The following is a 17,929-nucleotide window of genomic DNA, read 5'->3' as shown; positions in this document are numbered from 1 at the left end:
CGAGCCATCGGACGTTCCCAAGAAACCCGAGGAAGATGGCGATGTGAGCGGAAAGGAAGCCACGCGAATGGTCAGTTTTCAACATGTGGGGAAGGACTACGTACGGGGAACTTCGACGATCACGGCCTTGTCTGATATCTGTGTCGATATTCCAGATGGTCAATTTTTTGCGATCACTGGACCGAGTGGAAGTGGTAAGAGCACGTTTTTGAACTTGATCGCGGGGTTGGATCACCCAACGTCTGGTCATCTTCTGTTGCATGGCCGTTCGACGCGGAACTTTGGCGATCGTGAATGGACGATGGCGAGGAGAAAATGGATTGGAATAGTTTTTCAGGCCTTTCATCTCATCCCGGGCCTCACCGCGGAAGACAATATCGCGCTCCCCCTTCGGTTGCAGGACAAACCTTTACGGGTGATTCGCGAATCTGTTGAAAATATGCTAGAAATCGTAGGGCTGAGGAGCCGTGCTCTACATCGTTCCGGAGAACTTTCAGGCGGAGAACAACAGCGGGTAGCTATTGCCCGGGCTTTTATTCATCAACCGCAACTTATCCTGGCTGATGAACCGACGGGAAACTTAGACTCACAAAATGGCATGGAAATCGTCTCGCTTCTAAAACGCTGCTCTCAAGAATTCGGTCAAACCGTGATCATGGTCACACATTCTCAAGTTGCCGCAGCGGTGGCAGACTCTGAACTCACATTGTGTGACGGACGTCTGACGTAACCTCATGGACCTTTCGACGACTATTGCGGGTGTGCGGCTTCCGAGATGTGTGATGAATGCCTCGGGGGCGCTTTGTGTCACTCAAGAAGAGCTTCAGAAGTTGGGACAATCCCGTTCAGGGGCTATCGTCACCAAGTCGATGACGCCGTTGGAACGTCGCGGAAACCAGGAGCCTCGCTATGTGTCATTTGATGGTGGTTCCATTAATTCCATGGGGTTACCAAATCTGGGGTATCCTGTCTATGCGAAACTGATTCCCGAACTTCGACGGTATGAGAAACCGATCGTGGCGAGTATCGCCGGGCTCCAGCCTGGGGACTTTCTGGAAGCCGTGCAAGCCATAAACGAGGCTCGGCCGGATTTGATGGAAATTAACTTGTCTTGCCCCAATATCCCTGGTAAGCCCCAGATCGGATACGACTTTCAAGCCTCTGAAGAATTGTTACTGAAAGTTCGTGATCTTGCGATTCCGCCAATCGGGGTGAAATTGCCGCCGTATTTCGATCCTGTTCATCAGCAGGCCATGGCGGAGGTTCTGAGTCGTGTTGGCGTCTCCTTTGTCACGCTCATTAATTCTGTCGGCAATGGGCTGGTCGTGGACCCTGACACGGAATCCGTCGTGATAAAACCCAAGGGCGGATTCGGGGGGCTCGGGGGGCGAATCATCAAGCCTGTGGCATTGGCCAATGTTCGAGCCTTTTGGAAACTCTTGGGGAATAAGGTGCAAATTATCGGAACCGGTGGAATCGAAACCGGACGGGATATTTTCGAGCACCTCTTATGTGGAGCTTCGGCTGTGCAAATCGGAACCGTCCTGGTGGAGGAGCAATGTGGAGTTTTTGAACGTCTCGAACGGGAGTTGGCGGAATGTTTCGAGCAAAAAGGATATCAGACGGTCGCCGATTGCCGGGGAAAGCTCAAGGAGTTGTAGGAACCGAATTTTTAAGGAGATTCCGACTATTTGGCGACTGTGTTTTTGGGGATTAGTCGAAGTGCGAGCGCCTGCCTCAAGAGTTGGGCGACGTTTCGTACGCGAAGACGGCGCATGAGGTTGAAGCGATGGACTTCTACCGTGCGGACGCTGATGTCGAGACGCTCGCCGATTTCTCGATTTGTATAGCCCTGCGCCACGAGTCGAAGGATTTCTTTTTGTCTACTGGTTAATGATTGCGCATCATTGTGGTTGATCGAATCATTCACACCTAAATCCCACCCGGGAACATCGTTTTGGTCAATTTTCACCTATGAACTCACGCATCTTTGTCTAGATAATTTACCATAAGCTGATATCCTGAGACAACACGCTATGTACGCAGTGTTTAAAGGGTTATTCTTGCTCGTCTACGAGCATCTCCGGCAACGCCCTCTCCGCACCAGTTTGACCATTCTCGGGGTGGCGATTGGCGTTTCAGCCTGGCTGTCCATCCGGCTGGCGAATACCGAAGTGTTTCGATCTTTTGAGACCTCGGTCGAGACCGTTGTTGGTGAGGCGTCTCTTCAAGTTTCTGGAGGCGCGGATGGGATGAACGAGCAGATCTTGCTCACGATTCGCGAACATCCAGCGATTCGTGAGGCGCATCCCATTGTAACGATTCAAGCCAGTTTGCCCGGTCCTCAACAAGAGCAATTCTTTCCCGTGCTTGGATTGGATCTCCTGGAGCTCTCGAATAGAGATGGTCTGAATATGGGGGCATCTCTGGAAAAACAGGGAGGTTTTGACTTCCTATTGGACAACGACGCGGTCTTCCTCGGGCATCAATTGGCGGAAAGGCTTAAGTTGGGGGAGGGGGACACGTTACGGATGCATTTCGGAGAACAAGTCTTCAATGTTCGCATTCAAGGGGTCGTGTCGGCCTCCAGCCCGAATCTGAGGCGGCTGGATAAGATGGCCATCATGGATATTGCCGCGGCCCAAGCTCTATTTGGCTATCTGGGACGAATTGATCACATTAATCTGGTGTTGGAGAAGCGATTTGCTGTTTCAGAGGTTCTCGAAAATTTGAAGTCGATGCTTCCTGGAACGATATCCGTGAGCCGCACGAGTCAGCGGACTCGTCAAGTCGATGCGATGGTAAGGGTCTTTCAATTCAACTTGACGATGTTGAGTACGATTGGCCTGCTGGTGGGGCTTTTTCTGGTGTATAACGCCATTGCGTTTTCGGTCGTTCTGCACCGGCAGGAAATCGGGATCTTACGCGCCATCGGCATGTCTCGTGCTCAAGTGTGTCTCGTCTTTCTTTCTGAAGCGCTAACGGTCGGTTTCCTGGGTGGCTTGCTCGGGTGCGGGTTGGGGTTTCTCATGGCCCAATCTTTGACCACTCTCGTCAGTCAAAGCGCGACGGAATTATACGGAGCGGCTTCGGTGGGTCAGCTCTTGATATCTTGGGAGATGGTGTTCGAGGGGGTGGGATTGGGGATTGGTGTAGCACTGATGGGAGCATTGAAGCCGTCTTTGGAGGCCAGTGGAACGGTTCCAACGCGAGCGCTCGCTCCAGGAGATTACGAAGAAGCTATCAGTCAAAAAAGCGGGCATTGGGTTTGGGTCGCCGGCGGGCTGTTTGTGGCGGCAGGTTTTCTCGGTACGCTTGACCCCATTCATGGCATTCCGTTCTTCGGGTATGCCGCGGTGTTTTTGGTGTTGCTGGGATGCATCCTGTTGGGCCCTTTGTTCATCCGCAGTTTACGGCTATTCAGCCATGATGGAGCTGCCACAGATTGGGATATTGCCAGTTCGTTAGCGGTCGGACAACTATTGCGAAATCCCGGTCGAAGTAGCGTGACGCTCTCCGCGCTGGTGATTGGATTGGCGATTATGGTCGGAGTGGGAGCGATGATTCAGAGTTTTCGGCACACTGTGGAACTGTGGATTGATCAGACGATGATGGCTGACCTCATCGTGGCTCCGACTGTCTGGTGGGAGGGAAATGATCAAGACAAAGAGATTTCAGGCCTGCCTTTTGAGGCGTTCGAGGTCGTTCGGGCTCTTCCAGGGGTCATGGCCGTTGATCCCTATCGTGAGAGGCAAGCTGTCGCCGAAGGTATGCAGGTTGTTCTCGTGTCTCGCGATATTCAACTGCATGCCACCCAGAGCGACTATCTATTCACGATGGGTGATTCGAAACATATTTTACGACACATGCTTGAACAGCGAGGTGTCATCGTTTCGGAAGTGCTGGCTGAACGTTTGAACGTTCAACCTGGGAGCACCCTGACGATCGCGACTCCTCACGGCTTGAAAACATTTCCTCTCCTGGGAATATTTTACGACTACGCGACCGATGGCGGTAAAATCGTCATGGACCAACAGGTATACCAGGAATACTGGACTGACCGGAAAGCGAGTGTGTTCGCTGTGTACCTGAGCCCCGGAGTCAGGCTTGAATCGGTCCGTGCAGATATCTTGGAAAAGCTTGGAGGAGACACAATCACCACGATCAGTAACGGAGAACTGAGAGCCGAAATCCTAGAAATTTTTGACCGGACCTTTCGGGTCACGTACGTGCTGGAGTTGATTGCGCTCTGTGTCGCAGTCCTTGGGATCGTGAATACGTTGATCACGGCCATTCTGGAACGGCAACGCGAATTTGCGACCTTACGGTCGTTAGGGGCCAGCGGCCGACAAATTCAACAAATCGTGTTTTGGGAGTCGGGGTACCTGGCTTCACTGGGCACGATACTCGGCGTGCTTGGCGGACTGGCTCTATCCGTGTTGCTCGTCAAGGTGATTAATAAACAATCATTCGGCTGGACGATTCAGTTACAGATACCCTCCATGACAATCCTTGAGGCTGTTGTTGTTGCCGCCGTGGCAGGCTTGTTGGCGGGGTACCTTCCCGCTCGGTGGGCTGCGAGTCAACGCATCGCCGAAGGGCTACGCTATGAATAGTCCCTGTTAGATTTGCTTCGCAAAATTGCCATAGGTGTTTGGGTATTTTATACTCAGTTTTACCCTCTCTTTTTCCGCAAAAATCGTAACGCACTCTTTCAAGTGCAGAATTTTCAACAGTACTGAAAAAGTTTCAATTGCTTTGACTTTCCCCCTCGAGCGAAGCTTCCCATGACTTCTTCGTTCTGTCTTTCAGTCATTGTTCATAATTCGTAAGGGAGGAAAGTCTTATGGTGATTCGTCCTGCGTTCAAGTATGTGATGGGTTTCATCTGTTGTGTCAGTATGATGACGGCGCAGTTGTCATTCGCGGAAGAGGTGTTTTCGGGTGAGCAAAGCTCTTCGGCAGACTCCGTTGACTCCGGAGAGCGATGGTTGAACGGTCAAGAATGGTTTCAGCCGGACGCAAATGGGGTGGTCCATGTCTGGCCTCAGGACTCGTTGTTTCGGATTCGAGGGTGGATTGACGGAGGATACACCTATAATACTGACTCGCCGAGCAGCGCGTTTAATGGCCCATACAACGCCATCGATCGGGATATTGCCCAACTGAATCAGCTGTATTTTATCCTTGAAAGTCCGTTACGGCGGGTGTCGGGAGAGTGGAGCCTGGGAGGACGTGTCGATTTTCTCTGGGGTTATGACTATTACCTGGCTGAGAGCAAAGGATTTGAGCGAGATGAGAATGGCACGCCGGGCTGGAACCAAGGGCAATATGGCGTGGTTTTGCCCCAAATGTACGCTGAGGTGGGTTTTCGCGATGTCTCGCTCAAATTAGGCCATTTTTACACGATTATCGGCTATGAAGGCGTTCCGGCATTGTCGAATTTCTTTTATTCCAAATCGTATTCATATCAATTCGCCGGCCCCTTTACGCATTGGGGCGGTCTGATGGATTGGCGCCCGAGTTCTGAATGGAGTTTTAAGGCCGGCGTGCACAATGGGTGGGATACGTTGAAGCGAAACCGAAAAAACCGTCCCGGAGGGCTGTTTGGAGTGGACTATACTCCAGTGTCTGATCTGTGGAGCCTTGGGGCGGCGCTTACGACTGGAAGCGAACCCAGCGCGAATCCGAGATCGGTGGGTAACCGGACTCGATATAGCGTGATCTTTAAGCTTCGTCCCGTCCGCCCGATAGAGTACGTGCTTCATCATCATTACGCGTTCCAGAAGAATGGACAGGCTTCCGGGCGCACGGCCCAATGGTATGGGATTGATCAGTATCTGTTCTATCAGGTGACGGAACGCGTCAAAGGGGGCGTTCGTTTCGAATGGCTTCGTGATGATGACGGGACGCGTGTTTCAGGATCTCCTTTTCGCGGTAACGTCAATGTCGGGTCGTTCAAAGGAAACTTTTATTCCCTTTCTTTCGGCGTGAACTATGCTCCGCATCCCAATGTCCTTCTACGCCCGGAAGTGCGCCATGATTGGTTCACTGGTAATCAACGTCCTTTTGACGATGGCCAAGAGAAAAACCAAACGCTATTGGCGATCAATGGCCTGATACAATTTTAATTGACTGTCCAGCGGTCTGAAGAGATAAAGACCGTTCAGGGGCTAGGGGCAGGAAAAGTTTGCGTGCCGCGGAACGCACATGACAATCTACGGCATGAGCTAAGGGAATTTCTCAACGTGAGATTGAGAAGGCCTTAGACCGTGAAGTGGGTCGTGGTCACGTGGGGTTGATAGTTCACTTCAACCGTAAACCCAAGGTCTTCGATCATTTGTTGGACTTCCGAAGCAGGTTGGCCAGGCGTGGTCAAATAGCCGTCCACGAAGAGTGAATCGGCGACGTAAAGGGCCAGCGGTTGTAACGATCGAAGATTCCACTCGCGTCCTCCTGCCGCGCGAATTTCTCTCCGCGGATGAACCATTCGAAACATGCACATAATCTTAAGACAGCGGCGGGGAGTGAGTTGGTGTCTCCCTTCAAAGGGTGTTCCTGGGACAGGGTGTAGCATATTTAATGGAATCGAATCAGGATCGAGGTCTACGAGCGCAAAGGCCAGGTCGACAAGGTCTTCATCAGACTCGCCCATGCCGATAATCCCGCCGGAACACAGTTCGAGGCCGGCCGCTCGCGCATGTTTCAATGTGTTAATTCGATCGGCAAAGGTATGAGTCGTACAGATCGACGAGTGATACGCCTCGCTCGTGTTGAGATTGTGATTGATGCGATCGACTCCTGCAGCCTTTAATTCCTTCGCTTGCTGTTCATTCAGGAGCCCCAACGAGCAGCAAACTTGAATGGGGACTTCTTCTTTAATCTGTCTGACGGCTGTTGAGATGTGCGAAATTTCCCGGTCAAGTGGAGCGCGTCCGCTGATTACCACGCAAAAGCGTTGAGCCTTGGCGTCTGCCGCACGTCGTGCGCCTTGCAGCATGTCTTGAGAAGAAACGAGGGCGTATCGATCGATGTTGGCGGTAGAGATCGAGGACTGAGAGCAATAGTGACAATCTTCTTGGCATGCCCCGCTTTTTGCGTTTAACAACATTTGGAGCCGGACAGTCTGGCCAAAATGTCTTTTTCGAATACGATAGGCGGCCTGAATCAGTTCGAGCAATTCATCGTCTGGTGTACTGAGGACATCCAGGCATTCTCTCCGGCTGGGAGCCTGCTCGGTTAAGACGCGGTCAGTAAGCTCCATCAAATCCGTCATCAGATATTCCTTTTTCCCGGTGGATGAAAATTGGCGTTTGTCTCACTCTCGCTGTATGGCTACCGGACCCGAGTGGCGAGAGGTGTTGAATGGTGGTTGGGTTGATAGCGAAGACCAGGTCGTGGGCCTATCAAGCGTTCTTGTTCAAGTTCAGGTAACGGCACGCGCGGCGCGTCCGCCCACATTTTTTCGAGGCTATAAAACTCGCGAATTTCAGTCTTGAATACATGGACGATGATGTTGCCATAGTCGAGCAAAATCCATGTAGACGTCCCGGCACCTTCGATTTGTGGCGTCTCGTGATATTCAGAGGATATGTCTTTTACGATATGGTTGGCGATCGCCTTCACCTGGCGTTCAGACTCTCCGGAAGCCACGATAAAAAAATCGGCGATGGACGTCAACTCCCTGACATCGAGAATCACGAGATCCAAAGCTTTTTTGCTTAAGGCCGCTTGGCCAATGGAGAGTGCTTGCTGTTGAACTGGTGAAATGACTGAATTCACGAGTTAATGATCCTGATACAATCCATGTTGAATTATATAAGATTCGATAGAGGGCGGCAACCAATGTGAGACCGGACGGCCCTCTCGCAGCCGTGTGCGAATTAACGAAGCAGACACGTCACATGGAGGCATGGAGAGCAGGGTGAGCTGCTTCGTGGAGGACGGCAGAGGAATATCGACACGGCTGGTACGTCCCTGGTCGATATCTTGCAGTCGTTGAGCCGGCAGAGGCGGCAGGCCATCGACCGACCTGAGGGCCGAAAATTCTGCTCCCGGCCTTGAACAGACGATAAAATGACAGAGTGTTAAAAGCCGGGGGGCTGCTTTCCAGGTATGGAACTCTAAAAATGCATCAAGCCCGATGATGAATGACCATTGTGTGGTATCGGGATACTCATCTTGCAACGTGGAGATGGTTTCCACCGTGTAAGACACTCCCTGGTGCTGAATTTCAATATCTGAGACTTTACAGTGTGGCTGAGTCTTGAGGGCTAATTGAACCATTTTGAGTCGGTGAGATGAAGGAGCCAATGAATTAGCGGCCTTATGAGGGGGATCTCCGGTTGGAATGAAGAGGATGTGGCTGAGCTTGCAAGTTCGTCGAACGAACTTGGCGACGTGAAGGTGGCAACGATGAATCGGGTTAAACGTCCCACCAAGCACCCCAATATGCATGGGCAAGGTTAGACGAGAGGGCAAGAATGTTTCTCGCGTAAAGTCTTGAACGTCACGTATGGACTCTTGACTGTGAACTCGTGAACTGTCAGTTAGAAACTCTTGTATTACAGGATGACCAGATTGTCCCGGTGGATGACTTCTTCGTATTCTCGTGAACCAAACAATTTTTGAATATCCTGCGTATTATGCCCTTTGATTTGTTGAAGATTTTGGGCGGAGTAGTTGACGAGTCCCTTCGCAAATTCTTCCCCCTGTTTATCGAGACAGAGAATGGCATCGCCTGCGTTGAATTGTCCCTTCACCTCGAGTATTCCTGATGGAAGAAGACTTTTCCCATGCTGGCGCAAGGCATCAACGGCTCCTTGATCCAATAGCAGTTGGCCTTTGGGGCGCAGTGTGTAGGCAATCCACTGCTTGCGGCTGGTCAATGGGCTTTGGTGAGGGAAGAACAATGTTCCGCCAGGAGCGCCTTGTAATACCTCGTGGAGTATTTCCGGCGTCTCACCATTCAGCAAAAGTGTTGAAACGCCAAATCTCGCCACATGTTTCGCCGCTTGAATTTTGGTGATCATCCCGCCCCGGCTCTCCTCGCTTCGAGATTTTCCCGCTGATTGTTCTAAGGATTTCGTGAATTTGGTCACTGTTGGAATTAAGGTGGCCGAGGAGTCTTGACGGGGGTCTGCCGTAAAGAGACCATCCACGTCTGAGAAGATGACGAGTAGATCGGCGTCCACTACATGGGCGACCTGGCCGGCCAAGTTGTCATTGTCGCCGAATCGGATTTCATCTACCGACACCGAATCATTTTCATTGATGATAGGGATGACACGATGGCGCAGGAGTGATGTTAGCGTATGACGCGCGTTCAGAAATCGCTTTCGGTCAGCCAGATCCTCGTGCGTGAGAAGAATTTGAGCGACTTTGTCTCCTGTTTTTTCGAAAGATTTTTCATAGGCCCGAATGAGTCGGCTTTGCCCTACGGCTGCCGCGGCTTGCTTCATCGGGATAGAACGGGGATAGTTCTTGAGCTGGAGATGCTGAATACCCGCCACAATCGCCCCGGAAGACACGATGACGATTTGCCGGTTATCGGCTTGTAGCTTGGCCAGGACTTTGGTGATTGACATGATGTGTGAAGTGCGGAGACCTCCATCACGTGAAGCGACCAGACTGCTTCCGATCTTGATGACCAGGCGCTTGGCCTTTGCTAAGAGTTGGTCTCGCATGGGTTTCTCATCTGTGACACATGTTTGTCTAAAAAGGACAGAAGTGGCTGAAGCCCTTCTTGTGTCACGGCGGAAATCGGAAAGAAAGCGATGTTTCGGGCTTTACAGTGGGTGGAAAGCTGCTCTCGAAGTTCTCCCGTCCCCTGGCTGTCGATTTTTGTTGCCACGACGGCAAATGGGCGTTTGGCGAGATCGGCATCATAGGCCTCGAGTTCTTTCCTGAGAGTTTCGAGTGTCGTGACGGGGCTGTCGGCTGACCATTCGGAAATATCGATGAGGAACAGTAAGAAGGCTGTTCGTTGAATATGACGAAGAAATTGAAAGCCAAGTCCTTTTCCTTCATGTGCCCCTTCAATAAGGCCAGGGATATCCGCGACCACGAAGCTGTGATCTTCCGTCACTCTAACGACGCCAAGATGTGGGCGGAGCGTTGTGAATGGATAGCTGGCGATTTCAGGATGGGCAGAAGAAATAGAAGAAATGAACGTCGATTTACCGGCATTCGGAAATCCGACGAGTCCGACGTCGGCCAGGAGTTTCAGCTCGAGGATGAGAGCCCTCTCCTCTCCGGGCGTTCCGGTTTCAAATTGACGTGGAGCACGATTAGTGGAGGTCGCAAAATGTGAATTGCCCCGTCCCCCTTTTCCTCCATGGGCAATCACGATGGTTTGTTGATCTTCGACTAAATCCGCCAAGATCTCTTCAGTGTGACCATCTTTCACGATCGTGCCGACCGGAACGGGAATGATAATGTCTTCGCCCGTGCTGCCAAACTTATTTGAGCCTTGACCAGGTAATCCTGAAGGGGCTTCGTAATGCCGCTGATACCGAAAGTCCAGTAACGTCGCCACGCGAGTTGAAGCTTTGAGGAGGACATTTCCGCCATCGCCGCCATCGCCGCCATCAGGACCGCCGCGCGGCACATACTTCTCCCGGCGAAAGCTACATGCGCCGTGGCCGCCTGAGCCAGCCTTCACTAAGATACGAGCTTGATCGATGAACATGCGGCGGTCTCTTGTGCTGTGGAATGATAGGCCGAAATCAACGAAGGGACAAGAGGAATACCAGGAAGGAGGAAAATGCTAGCCAGAGTTAGGCGAGTGGATAGATGCTCACCTTCCGTCGGGCCTTACTGCCTTCAAATTTGACGGTACCGTCGACTTTTGCAAACAGGGTGTAATCCTTTCCGAGGCCAACATTGAGGCCCGGATAAAACTTTGTCCCTCGCTGCCGGACAATAATGCTGCCGGCACTGACGGCCTCGCCTGCATATGCTTTTACTCCAAGATATTGCGGGTTACTGTCGCGTCCGTTTCGCGAGGAACCTCCACCTTTTTTATGTGCCATGTGTTAACTCTCCGTTACAGTTGAATGCGTATTAGGCTGTGATAATTTCAGCGATGCGAATTTGAGTGAATCCTTGCCGATGCCCTTTTGTCCGGCGGTAATTCTTCCGGCGTTTTTTCTTGAACACTCGAATAGTTCTGGTGCGGCCTTGACGAAGAATTTCTGCTTTGACCGAAGCGCTCTCAATTTTTGGACGACCCCACACCGGCCCATCTTGACCATGGATGCAACGAACATCTGAGAGCTCGACCACAGTCCCAACGTCACCCTCCAGCGATTCTACCTGAAGAATGCCCCCTGGTTCTGCGCGATATTGCTTTCCACCTGTTTCAACAATAGCATACATACATATTCTCCCCTTTTATTGTCTTCGCTTCTACCATGGTATTCGAAAAGGTGTCAAGATTTTAGCCGAATGCAATGCCTGCCGATACATTCGTTGACAGTCTCCTAACCCGCTGTTATATAGCTGTTTAGTCTAGATGTACATCACCTGTTTGGAGTGTGTTGATGCTTGTCCCGAGCCAGAAAATATGGATGGATGGTGAATTTGTCGATTGGAATGACGCGTCTGTCCACATTCTCACCCACTCGCTTCATTATGGCTTATCGGCATTCGAAGGCATTCGTTGTTATCAAGGTGAACATGGGTCGGCAATTTTTCGACTTAAGGAGCATGTCGACCGCCTTTTCGAGTCCGCTCACATCACGATGATGCCCGTGCCTTTCTCAAAAAAGGAAGTCAGTGAGGCGATTGTCGAGACGGTCCGGGTCAATGAGCTTAAATCATGTTACATCAGGCCAATTCTCTACATCGGCTACGGGGAAATGGGACTCTATCCTGGGAACAATCCCATTCAACTCGCCATTGCGGCTTGGCCCTGGGGAACGTATCTCGGTGAAGACGCATTGTCGAACGGAATCAGGGCTAAAATTTCCTCGTTTACCCGTCACCATGTGAATGTATCGATGACCCGGGCCAAGATCTCAGGCTACTACGTCAATTCCATATTGGCCAAATGGGAGGCCAAAAAGTCTGGATACGCAGAATGTATTCTTCTTGATCCTGATGGGTACGTGGCCGAAGGCACTGGCGAAAATGTCTTTATTGTGAATAAGGGTATTCTCAAGACGACTCCGCTTACTTCCATTCTTGAAGGCATTACGAGAAATTTCATCCTAGAACTGGCCAAAGCCAAAAATATTCCTGTCCTGGAGGAACGGTTCACGCGAGATGCGATGTATGTAGCGGACGAAATCTTTCTGACAGGCACAGCCGCAGAGGTAACACCTGTCCGTGAACTTGATGACCGGGCCATCGGTGAGGGACGGCGCGGTCCCATTACGTCAGCCTTGCAACGGTCGTTTTTTGATATTGTCGAAGGAAAAGATCCTGCCTATTCTCACTGGTTGACACCAGTGGTCTAAATCGCTCTTGACGGCCGTCAGGCTGTCTTGCGAGATAATCCGCCACACAATCTGTACATGTGTTATTCTTTTCCGGCTGATGCGGGGGCTGGCTCTGGCGAGGTCTCCGTGGATTCCGATGAGGACTGGGTTGGCTCAGCGGGGCTTTCAGCAGGTGCGGTTGCCGGCGTCTCGGTTTTCTTTGGAGTCGAATCTGTTTGAGCTGGAGTCGAAAAATCAATGATGGCGGAAGCTGCACTTTCTTTCTTGGAGAGCATGGCTAAACTCAGTGACGTCAACATGAAGATAATCGCGGCTCCTACCGTAACCTTGCTGAGGAATGTACCTGGGCCACGACTTCCAAACACCGTCTGACTCGATCCGCCAAACGCCGCACCGATCTCAGCACCCTTGCCGGCTTGAAGTAAGATTGCGGCAATCATCAGGAAGCACACGATGAGATGAATGATGACGGTCAGCGTATACATCAGGAGGTCCCTTTAACGTTTCGACGTTAATTGTTAATTGAAATTGGCTATGCGTTGGGCGAAGGAAACGATTTTAGCAAATGATTCAGGATCCAGACAAGCGCCTCCTACCAGTGCCCCATGAATTTTCGGTGATGCAAAAAGTTGCTCTGCATTGTCAGGTTTAACGCTTCCGCCATAGATGACACGATTCGTGTTTCGGTCCATTCCCCATTTTTCTTCAATACTGTGACTGATTGCCGTATGAACCTCCGTGGCTTGTTCCACCGTCGCGGCTTTTCCGGTTCCGATCGCCCACACGGGTTCATAGGCAATCGTGACCTGTTGCATTTCATCGGCCGTGACGTCCTGTAATCCTTCGAGCAGTTGTTGTTGGATCAACGAGTGGGTTTTCCCCGTTTCTCGTTCTTCCAATGATTCTCCAACACACAGGATGGGTGACAAGCCATGAGCCAAGGCGGCACGCACTTTCTGATTGATAAGATCGTTCGTTTCGGCAAAATATTGACGACGTTCGGAGTGTCCGAGGATCACATAGTGACAACCGAGGTCCTTCAGCATCGGAGGGGAGATCTCGCCCGTGTACGCGCCTTCCTGTTGGTAGTAGACGTTCTGTGCGGCAAGTTTGACCGGCGTTGATCGAACGATCTCATGGACGGCATGAAGGGCCGTAAACGGTGGAGCCAATACGACTTCACTGTTGGACGAATGGCGGTACAGCTTCAGGAAGTCTTGAGTCAAACGCATGCCTTCCGAGGCCGTCTTGTGCATTTTCCAATTGCCGACGATGAGCATAGGGTGCACGTGAAAATTCAGGCTCAGAATGACAAAGGTGGGAACATCATGGAGTCTATCTAGATCGTCTTATACACGGTTCGGCAAAGCCGCTAGCCCGGGCATGTGCTTGCCTTCGAGGAGCTGAAGGGCCGCGCCACCTCCGGTTGAGATAAACGCCATACTGTCGGATTCCCCAGCTCGATGGACGGCCAGGGCAGTATCGCCGCCACCGACGACAGTTTTGGCATAGGCATTGGCGACGGCATGGGCCATCGACAAGGTGCCTCGTGAAAACGCATCGCGCTCAAAGACTCCCATTGGACCGTTCCATAATATGGTCTTCGCGTTTTCTACCGCTTCGCTGAACAGTTTTACCGAGGCGGGGCCAATATCCATGCCATACCAGCCTTCCGGGATTTCCTGGATAGGAACGATTTTGGTCTCAGCTCCCACGTCTTGACTGGCCGCAACGACGCAATCGACAGGCAAGTAAAACTTCACTCCGCGACTCAAGGCATGCTCCTGAATGCCTTTGGCGAAATCTAACATGTCCTTCTCGACTAAGGAATTCCCGATTTCATGGCCCATTGCTTTGATAAACGTGAATGCCATACCTCCCCCGATGATGACCTTGTCGACGCGCTTACCGAGATTTTCTATGACGCCAATTTTTCCTGACACTTTGGCGCCGCCCAGGATGGCGACGAAGGGGCGTATCGGGTTTTCTACGACACCTTCAAGCGCTTCAACTTCCCGTTTCATGAGGTAGCCGGCGGCGGCCACTTTCATGAATTTCGTGATTCCCACGGTTGAGGCATGAGAGCGATGGGCGGTCCCAAATGCTTCGTTTACGTACACTTCTCCGAGTGAAGCCAATTGGGCCGCAAATTTGTCATCGTTCTGCTCTTCTTCTTCATGAAAACGAAGGTTTTCGAGGAGTAACACGTCTCCGGGCTTCATCTGGCTTACTAAAGATTCCACTTCCGGTCCTATGCAATCGTGGGCAAAGACGACAGGTTTATCGAGAAGGCGTTGAAGACGTTTGGCGACGGGGGCCAGGCTAAACTTGGGATTTGGTGTGCCTTGCGGGCGTCCTAAATGGGAGCATAGGATCACGCTGGCGCCTTCATCCACGATATGATTGATCGTCGGAAGGGCGGCGCGTATCCGGGAGTCGTCAGTGATCTGGCAGGCGTCGTCCAGAGGAACGTTGAAGTCAACACGGATAATGACGCGTTTGTTGCCAAGTTCGATGTCGTCGATCGTTTGTTTCGTCAGATTCATGAGACCTCCTTTATCTCATGCGAAAGAGACCATCGATGCGCAAGGCAGAACCCAAGAGAGCGGTTCCCGGTCAGGACTGCTGGGCTAAAAACTTTACAAGGTCCCGCAAACGACAAGAATATCCCCACTCGTTATCGTACCAGGCAAAGACTTTTACCATCCGTTTATCCATGACGGTCGTCAGGGGGGAGTCGAGCGTGGCGGAATACGGGCTTCCATTGAGGTCGGTTGAAACGATCGGAGACGCTGAAAAATCCAAGATATTCTGAAGCGGACCCTGAGCCATGCGTTCAAAGGCTTGGTTGACAGCCGAGACGTCACAATCCCGTTCGACTTCCACCGACAAGTCAATCAGCGAAACATTAGGTGTCGGGACGCGAATCGCGACCCCATCCATCTTGCCTTTTAATTCAGGCAGCACGAGATGAAGGGCTTTTGCCGCTCCGGTCGATGTGGGAATCATCGAGAGGCCGGCGGCACGGGCTCGTCGCAAGTCTTTATGGGGGAGATCCAAAAGCTGTTGATCATTCGTATACGAATGAATCGTGGTCATGAAGCCATGGCGAATGCCAAAGTTTTCTAAGAGCACTTTCGAAACCGGAGCCAGACAGTTCGTCGTGCAGGAGGCATTCGAAATAACGCTGTGCTCATTGGGGTTGTACTGAGATTCATTGACCCCGAGAACGATCGTCAAGTCCGCATCCTTCGCCGGAGCGGAGATAACCACGCGCTTGGCTCCGGCCGAGAGATGTGCGCTGGCTTTTTCACGGTCGGTAAACCGCCCGGTTGATTCGACCACAACGTCAATGTTGTGTTGATTCCAGGGGAGTTCTTTCGGGTCGCGTTTTGCGAATATTTCAATCGACTGGTTATTGACGATGAGACGTTCAGGTTGAGCTTCCACTTGACCATGAAAACGTCCATGAACTGAATCGTATTTCAGGAGATGCGCAAGCGTGGTGGAATCTGTCAGGTCATTGATGGCCACGATTTGAATGTCGGGGTGGTCCTGACTGGCCCGAAAAAAATTCCGACCGATCCGGCCAAACCCGTTTATTGCAACGCGAATTGACATAATCGATTGATATCCTTACGTTTTTATTGCATCATTAATAAGTCGCAATGTGATTGGATGGTACTGACAGCGTTAACCTAAGTCAAGAAGTATGCTGAGGGAATTTTGAGATTCTTCCTATGGATTTAGATTGTATTTACTAGGCTGTTATATTTATATTTTCATGGCTTCCTGAACATCCTGCATCGTCGTTTTCGCTACTTGAGACGCTTTGCGTTGGCCGTCAAGAATGATGTCCTGAAGATAGTCGGGTTTGGTTGATAAGGCGGCTTGAGTTTCCCATGAAGGGGCCAGGCGACTCACCATCGCATCCGCGACGAGTTTTTTGCAGTCGATGCAGCCGATGGCCGCGGTCCGGCAGTCTTGATCGACCTGCTTCTGGACTTCTTGGGTAGAAAGGATTTTGTGAAAGTCATAGACCGGGCAGACTTCGGGATTGCCTTTGTCGGTCCGGCGAACTCTGGCGGGGTCGGTGACCATTGTTTTGAGTTTCTTTCGCACCTCTTGCTCGGAGTCAGATAAATTGATCGTATTATGATAACTCTTACTCATTTTTCGGCCATCTGTACCGGTGACTTTTGGAAATTGCGTTAAATATTCTTTGGGCTCTGGAAAGACCGGCCGGTACAGGTTGTTAAATCGTCTTGCCACTTCTCGTGTGAGTTCAAGGTGCGGCAGTTGATCCTTTCCCACTGGAACAATGTCGGGTTTGTACAAGAGAATGTCCGCAGCCTGGAGGACCGGATACCCTAGAAACCCGTACGTGGAGAGGTCTTTTTCCTTGATTTCTTCTTGTTTCTCCTTGTAGGTCGGATTGCGCTCCAGCCAGGGCACCGGGATAATCATTGAGAGGAGAAGATGGAGAATCGCATGTTCGGGAACCGAGGATTGGACGAAAACCGTCGAGCGGTTCGGGTCAATGCCTGCTGCGAGCCAATCGATCAGCAGGCCTTGCGAGAATTCCTTGATTCGACTCGTATCGGCGTAATTCGTCGAAAGCGCATGCCAATCGGCGACGAAAAAATAACACTCGTGATCATCTTGAAGCTGTTTCCAATTATCGAGAGCGCCTAACAGATTGCCCAAGTGAAGGCGCCCGCTGGGTTGCATGCCGCTTAAGACTCGATTCGCCACAGCTCGTCTCTTTCGTCTTCGTTAGAAAATTTGCTCGGGAAGGACTGTGGCCAGCAGAAAATGGCGAACAGACCCGATGATTGTTGAAATAACACCAACCTGTGGTTCTATCATGAGAATGCCAAGGATCACAAACATGCCATACGGCTCCACGCGACTCAACGTCAATGCGGATGCCGGAGGCAGGAGACTGGTAAGAATGCGTCCTCCATCAAGAGGCGGAACTGGGATTAAGTTAAAGACCATCAACACGATGTTAATCGAGATGGAAACGACACACATGGCCGTAAGGGGAACCAGGATCATGTCAACGAGATCCTTCTCTCCTCCCATGCCGCCTGTCGCGGTATGGAACGAATCCGCAGAGACAATCACGCTTAACACGAGCGTGCTGAGGATCGCCAAGGCCAGGTTCATCGCAGGGCCTGCGGCAGCGACCAAAGCCATGTCCCGTCGAGGATTCCGTAACTGCCGCATGTTGATCGGGACCGGTTTGGCCCATCCGAATAAGAATCCTGTCTGCATGATAAAACACAGAAGGGGAACGATGATGGTTCCCACGCGGTCGATGTGGGCCAGCGGGTTCATGGTTAATCGTCCGGCGAGACGGGCGGTTGGATCACCGTAGTGGTTGGCAACCCAGCCATGGGCATATTCATGAAGCACCATGGCAAAGATAAGCGGTAAGACGCCATAAGAAATGGCGTTAATTATTGGAGCGAGTGCATCCAT

The 17,929-nt window shown here is 51.4% G+C and carries 19 protein-coding genes; 5 read left to right on the top strand and 14 right to left on the bottom strand.

Annotated features, from left to right (window positions below; translation table 11 throughout):
* Positions 1 to 43: 43 nt before the first annotated feature.
* The gene (locus MRJ96_02195) at positions 44 to 730 is read left to right on the top strand and encodes an ABC transporter ATP-binding protein (protein ID MDR4500255.1); all 687 of its coding nucleotides are present in this window, start codon (positions 44 to 46) and stop codon (positions 728 to 730) included.
* A 4-nt stretch (positions 731 to 734) separates the two neighbouring features.
* On the top strand, positions 735 to 1,661 hold the full coding sequence (locus tag MRJ96_02190) for a dihydroorotate oxidase (protein ID MDR4500254.1): 927 nt from the start codon (positions 735 to 737) through the stop codon (positions 1,659 to 1,661).
* A 26-nt stretch (positions 1,662 to 1,687) separates the two neighbouring features.
* Here the strand turns inward: MRJ96_02190 and MRJ96_02185 are convergent, their stop codons facing one another.
* Positions 1,688 to 1,972, bottom strand: coding sequence for a LuxR C-terminal-related transcriptional regulator (locus MRJ96_02185; protein ID MDR4500253.1), 285 nt, complete (start codon positions 1,970 to 1,972; stop codon positions 1,688 to 1,690).
* 64 nt (positions 1,973 to 2,036) lie between these two features.
* On the opposite strand from MRJ96_02185, the gene MRJ96_02180 reads away from it, so the two are divergent.
* Positions 2,037 to 4,616 (top strand): FtsX-like permease family protein, encoded by a 2,580-nt coding sequence (locus MRJ96_02180; protein ID MDR4500252.1) that lies wholly within the window; start codon positions 2,037 to 2,039, stop codon positions 4,614 to 4,616.
* A gap of 230 nt (positions 4,617 to 4,846) precedes the next feature.
* The gene (locus MRJ96_02175) at positions 4,847 to 6,130 is read left to right on the top strand and encodes a porin (GenBank protein ID MDR4500251.1); all 1,284 of its coding nucleotides are present in this window, start codon (positions 4,847 to 4,849) and stop codon (positions 6,128 to 6,130) included.
* Positions 6,131 to 6,264: 134 nt separating this feature from the next.
* On the opposite strand, the gene bioB is transcribed toward MRJ96_02175, so the two are convergent.
* From bioB to rplU, 7 genes are all read right to left on the bottom strand, one after another.
* Positions 6,265 to 7,275 (bottom strand): biotin synthase BioB, encoded by a 1,011-nt coding sequence (gene bioB / locus MRJ96_02170; protein ID MDR4500250.1) that lies wholly within the window; start codon positions 7,273 to 7,275, stop codon positions 6,265 to 6,267.
* 59 nt (positions 7,276 to 7,334) lie between these two features.
* Positions 7,335 to 7,781 (bottom strand): ribosome silencing factor, encoded by a 447-nt coding sequence (rsfS, locus tag MRJ96_02165; GenBank protein ID MDR4500249.1) that lies wholly within the window; start codon positions 7,779 to 7,781, stop codon positions 7,335 to 7,337.
* 3 nt (positions 7,782 to 7,784) lie between these two features.
* Positions 7,785 to 8,480, bottom strand: a complete 696-nt coding sequence (nadD, locus tag MRJ96_02160) for a nicotinate-nucleotide adenylyltransferase (protein ID MDR4500248.1) — start codon at positions 8,478 to 8,480, stop codon at positions 7,785 to 7,787.
* 83 nt (positions 8,481 to 8,563) lie between these two features.
* On the bottom strand, positions 8,564 to 9,685 hold the full coding sequence (proB, locus tag MRJ96_02155; protein MDR4500247.1) for a glutamate 5-kinase: 1,122 nt from the start codon (positions 9,683 to 9,685) through the stop codon (positions 8,564 to 8,566).
* Positions 9,667 to 10,689 (bottom strand): GTPase ObgE, encoded by a 1,023-nt coding sequence (gene obgE / locus MRJ96_02150; GenBank protein ID MDR4500246.1) that lies wholly within the window; start codon positions 10,687 to 10,689, stop codon positions 9,667 to 9,669. Before obgE ends, proB begins: the two co-directional genes overlap by 19 nt.
* 88 nt (positions 10,690 to 10,777) lie before the next feature.
* Positions 10,778 to 11,032 carry a 50S ribosomal protein L27 gene (gene rpmA / locus MRJ96_02145; GenBank protein MDR4500245.1) on the bottom strand — a complete coding sequence of 85 codons (255 nt, stop codon included), beginning with the start codon at positions 11,030 to 11,032 and terminating at the stop codon, positions 10,778 to 10,780.
* Between the two features lie 31 nt (positions 11,033 to 11,063).
* Complete coding sequence (gene rplU, locus MRJ96_02140; protein ID MDR4500244.1) at positions 11,064 to 11,378, bottom strand: 50S ribosomal protein L21; 315 nt, start codon at positions 11,376 to 11,378, stop codon at positions 11,064 to 11,066.
* A gap of 164 nt (positions 11,379 to 11,542) precedes the next feature.
* On the opposite strand from rplU, the gene MRJ96_02135 reads away from it, so the two are divergent.
* Positions 11,543 to 12,460: a branched-chain amino acid transaminase gene (locus MRJ96_02135; GenBank protein ID MDR4500243.1), complete on the top strand. Its 918-nt coding sequence runs from the start codon at positions 11,543 to 11,545 to the stop codon at positions 12,458 to 12,460.
* A gap of 62 nt (positions 12,461 to 12,522) precedes the next feature.
* Here the strand turns inward: MRJ96_02135 and secG are convergent, their stop codons facing one another.
* The 6 genes from secG to MRJ96_02105 all read right to left on the bottom strand — a co-directional run bounded on the left by secG (position 12,523) and on the right by MRJ96_02105 (position 17,929).
* Positions 12,523 to 12,927, bottom strand: a complete 405-nt coding sequence (secG, locus tag MRJ96_02130) for a preprotein translocase subunit SecG (protein MDR4500242.1) — start codon at positions 12,925 to 12,927, stop codon at positions 12,523 to 12,525.
* A 33-nt stretch (positions 12,928 to 12,960) separates the two neighbouring features.
* Positions 12,961 to 13,722 carry a triose-phosphate isomerase gene (tpiA, locus tag MRJ96_02125; protein MDR4500241.1) on the bottom strand — a complete coding sequence of 254 codons (762 nt, stop codon included), beginning with the start codon at positions 13,720 to 13,722 and terminating at the stop codon, positions 12,961 to 12,963.
* A 69-nt stretch (positions 13,723 to 13,791) separates the two neighbouring features.
* Positions 13,792 to 14,982 (bottom strand): phosphoglycerate kinase, encoded by a 1,191-nt coding sequence (locus tag MRJ96_02120; GenBank protein MDR4500240.1) that lies wholly within the window; start codon positions 14,980 to 14,982, stop codon positions 13,792 to 13,794.
* A gap of 76 nt (positions 14,983 to 15,058) precedes the next feature.
* Positions 15,059 to 16,063: a type I glyceraldehyde-3-phosphate dehydrogenase gene (gap, locus tag MRJ96_02115; GenBank protein ID MDR4500239.1), complete on the bottom strand. Its 1,005-nt coding sequence runs from the start codon at positions 16,061 to 16,063 to the stop codon at positions 15,059 to 15,061.
* Positions 16,064 to 16,216: 153 nt separating this feature from the next.
* Positions 16,217 to 17,197, bottom strand: coding sequence for a tryptophan--tRNA ligase (trpS, locus tag MRJ96_02110; GenBank protein MDR4500238.1), 981 nt, complete (start codon positions 17,195 to 17,197; stop codon positions 16,217 to 16,219).
* A gap of 21 nt (positions 17,198 to 17,218) precedes the next feature.
* Positions 17,219 to 17,929 (bottom strand): site-2 protease family protein, encoded by a 711-nt coding sequence (locus MRJ96_02105; GenBank protein ID MDR4500237.1) that lies wholly within the window; start codon positions 17,927 to 17,929, stop codon positions 17,219 to 17,221.

This window comes from Nitrospirales bacterium, from assembly GCA_031315865.1.
Lineage (GTDB): Bacteria > Nitrospirota > Nitrospiria > Nitrospirales > UBA8639 > JAGQKC01.
The sequence above is the reverse complement of the archived record's forward strand: the minus strand, read 5'-3'. Positions and strand labels throughout refer to the sequence as shown.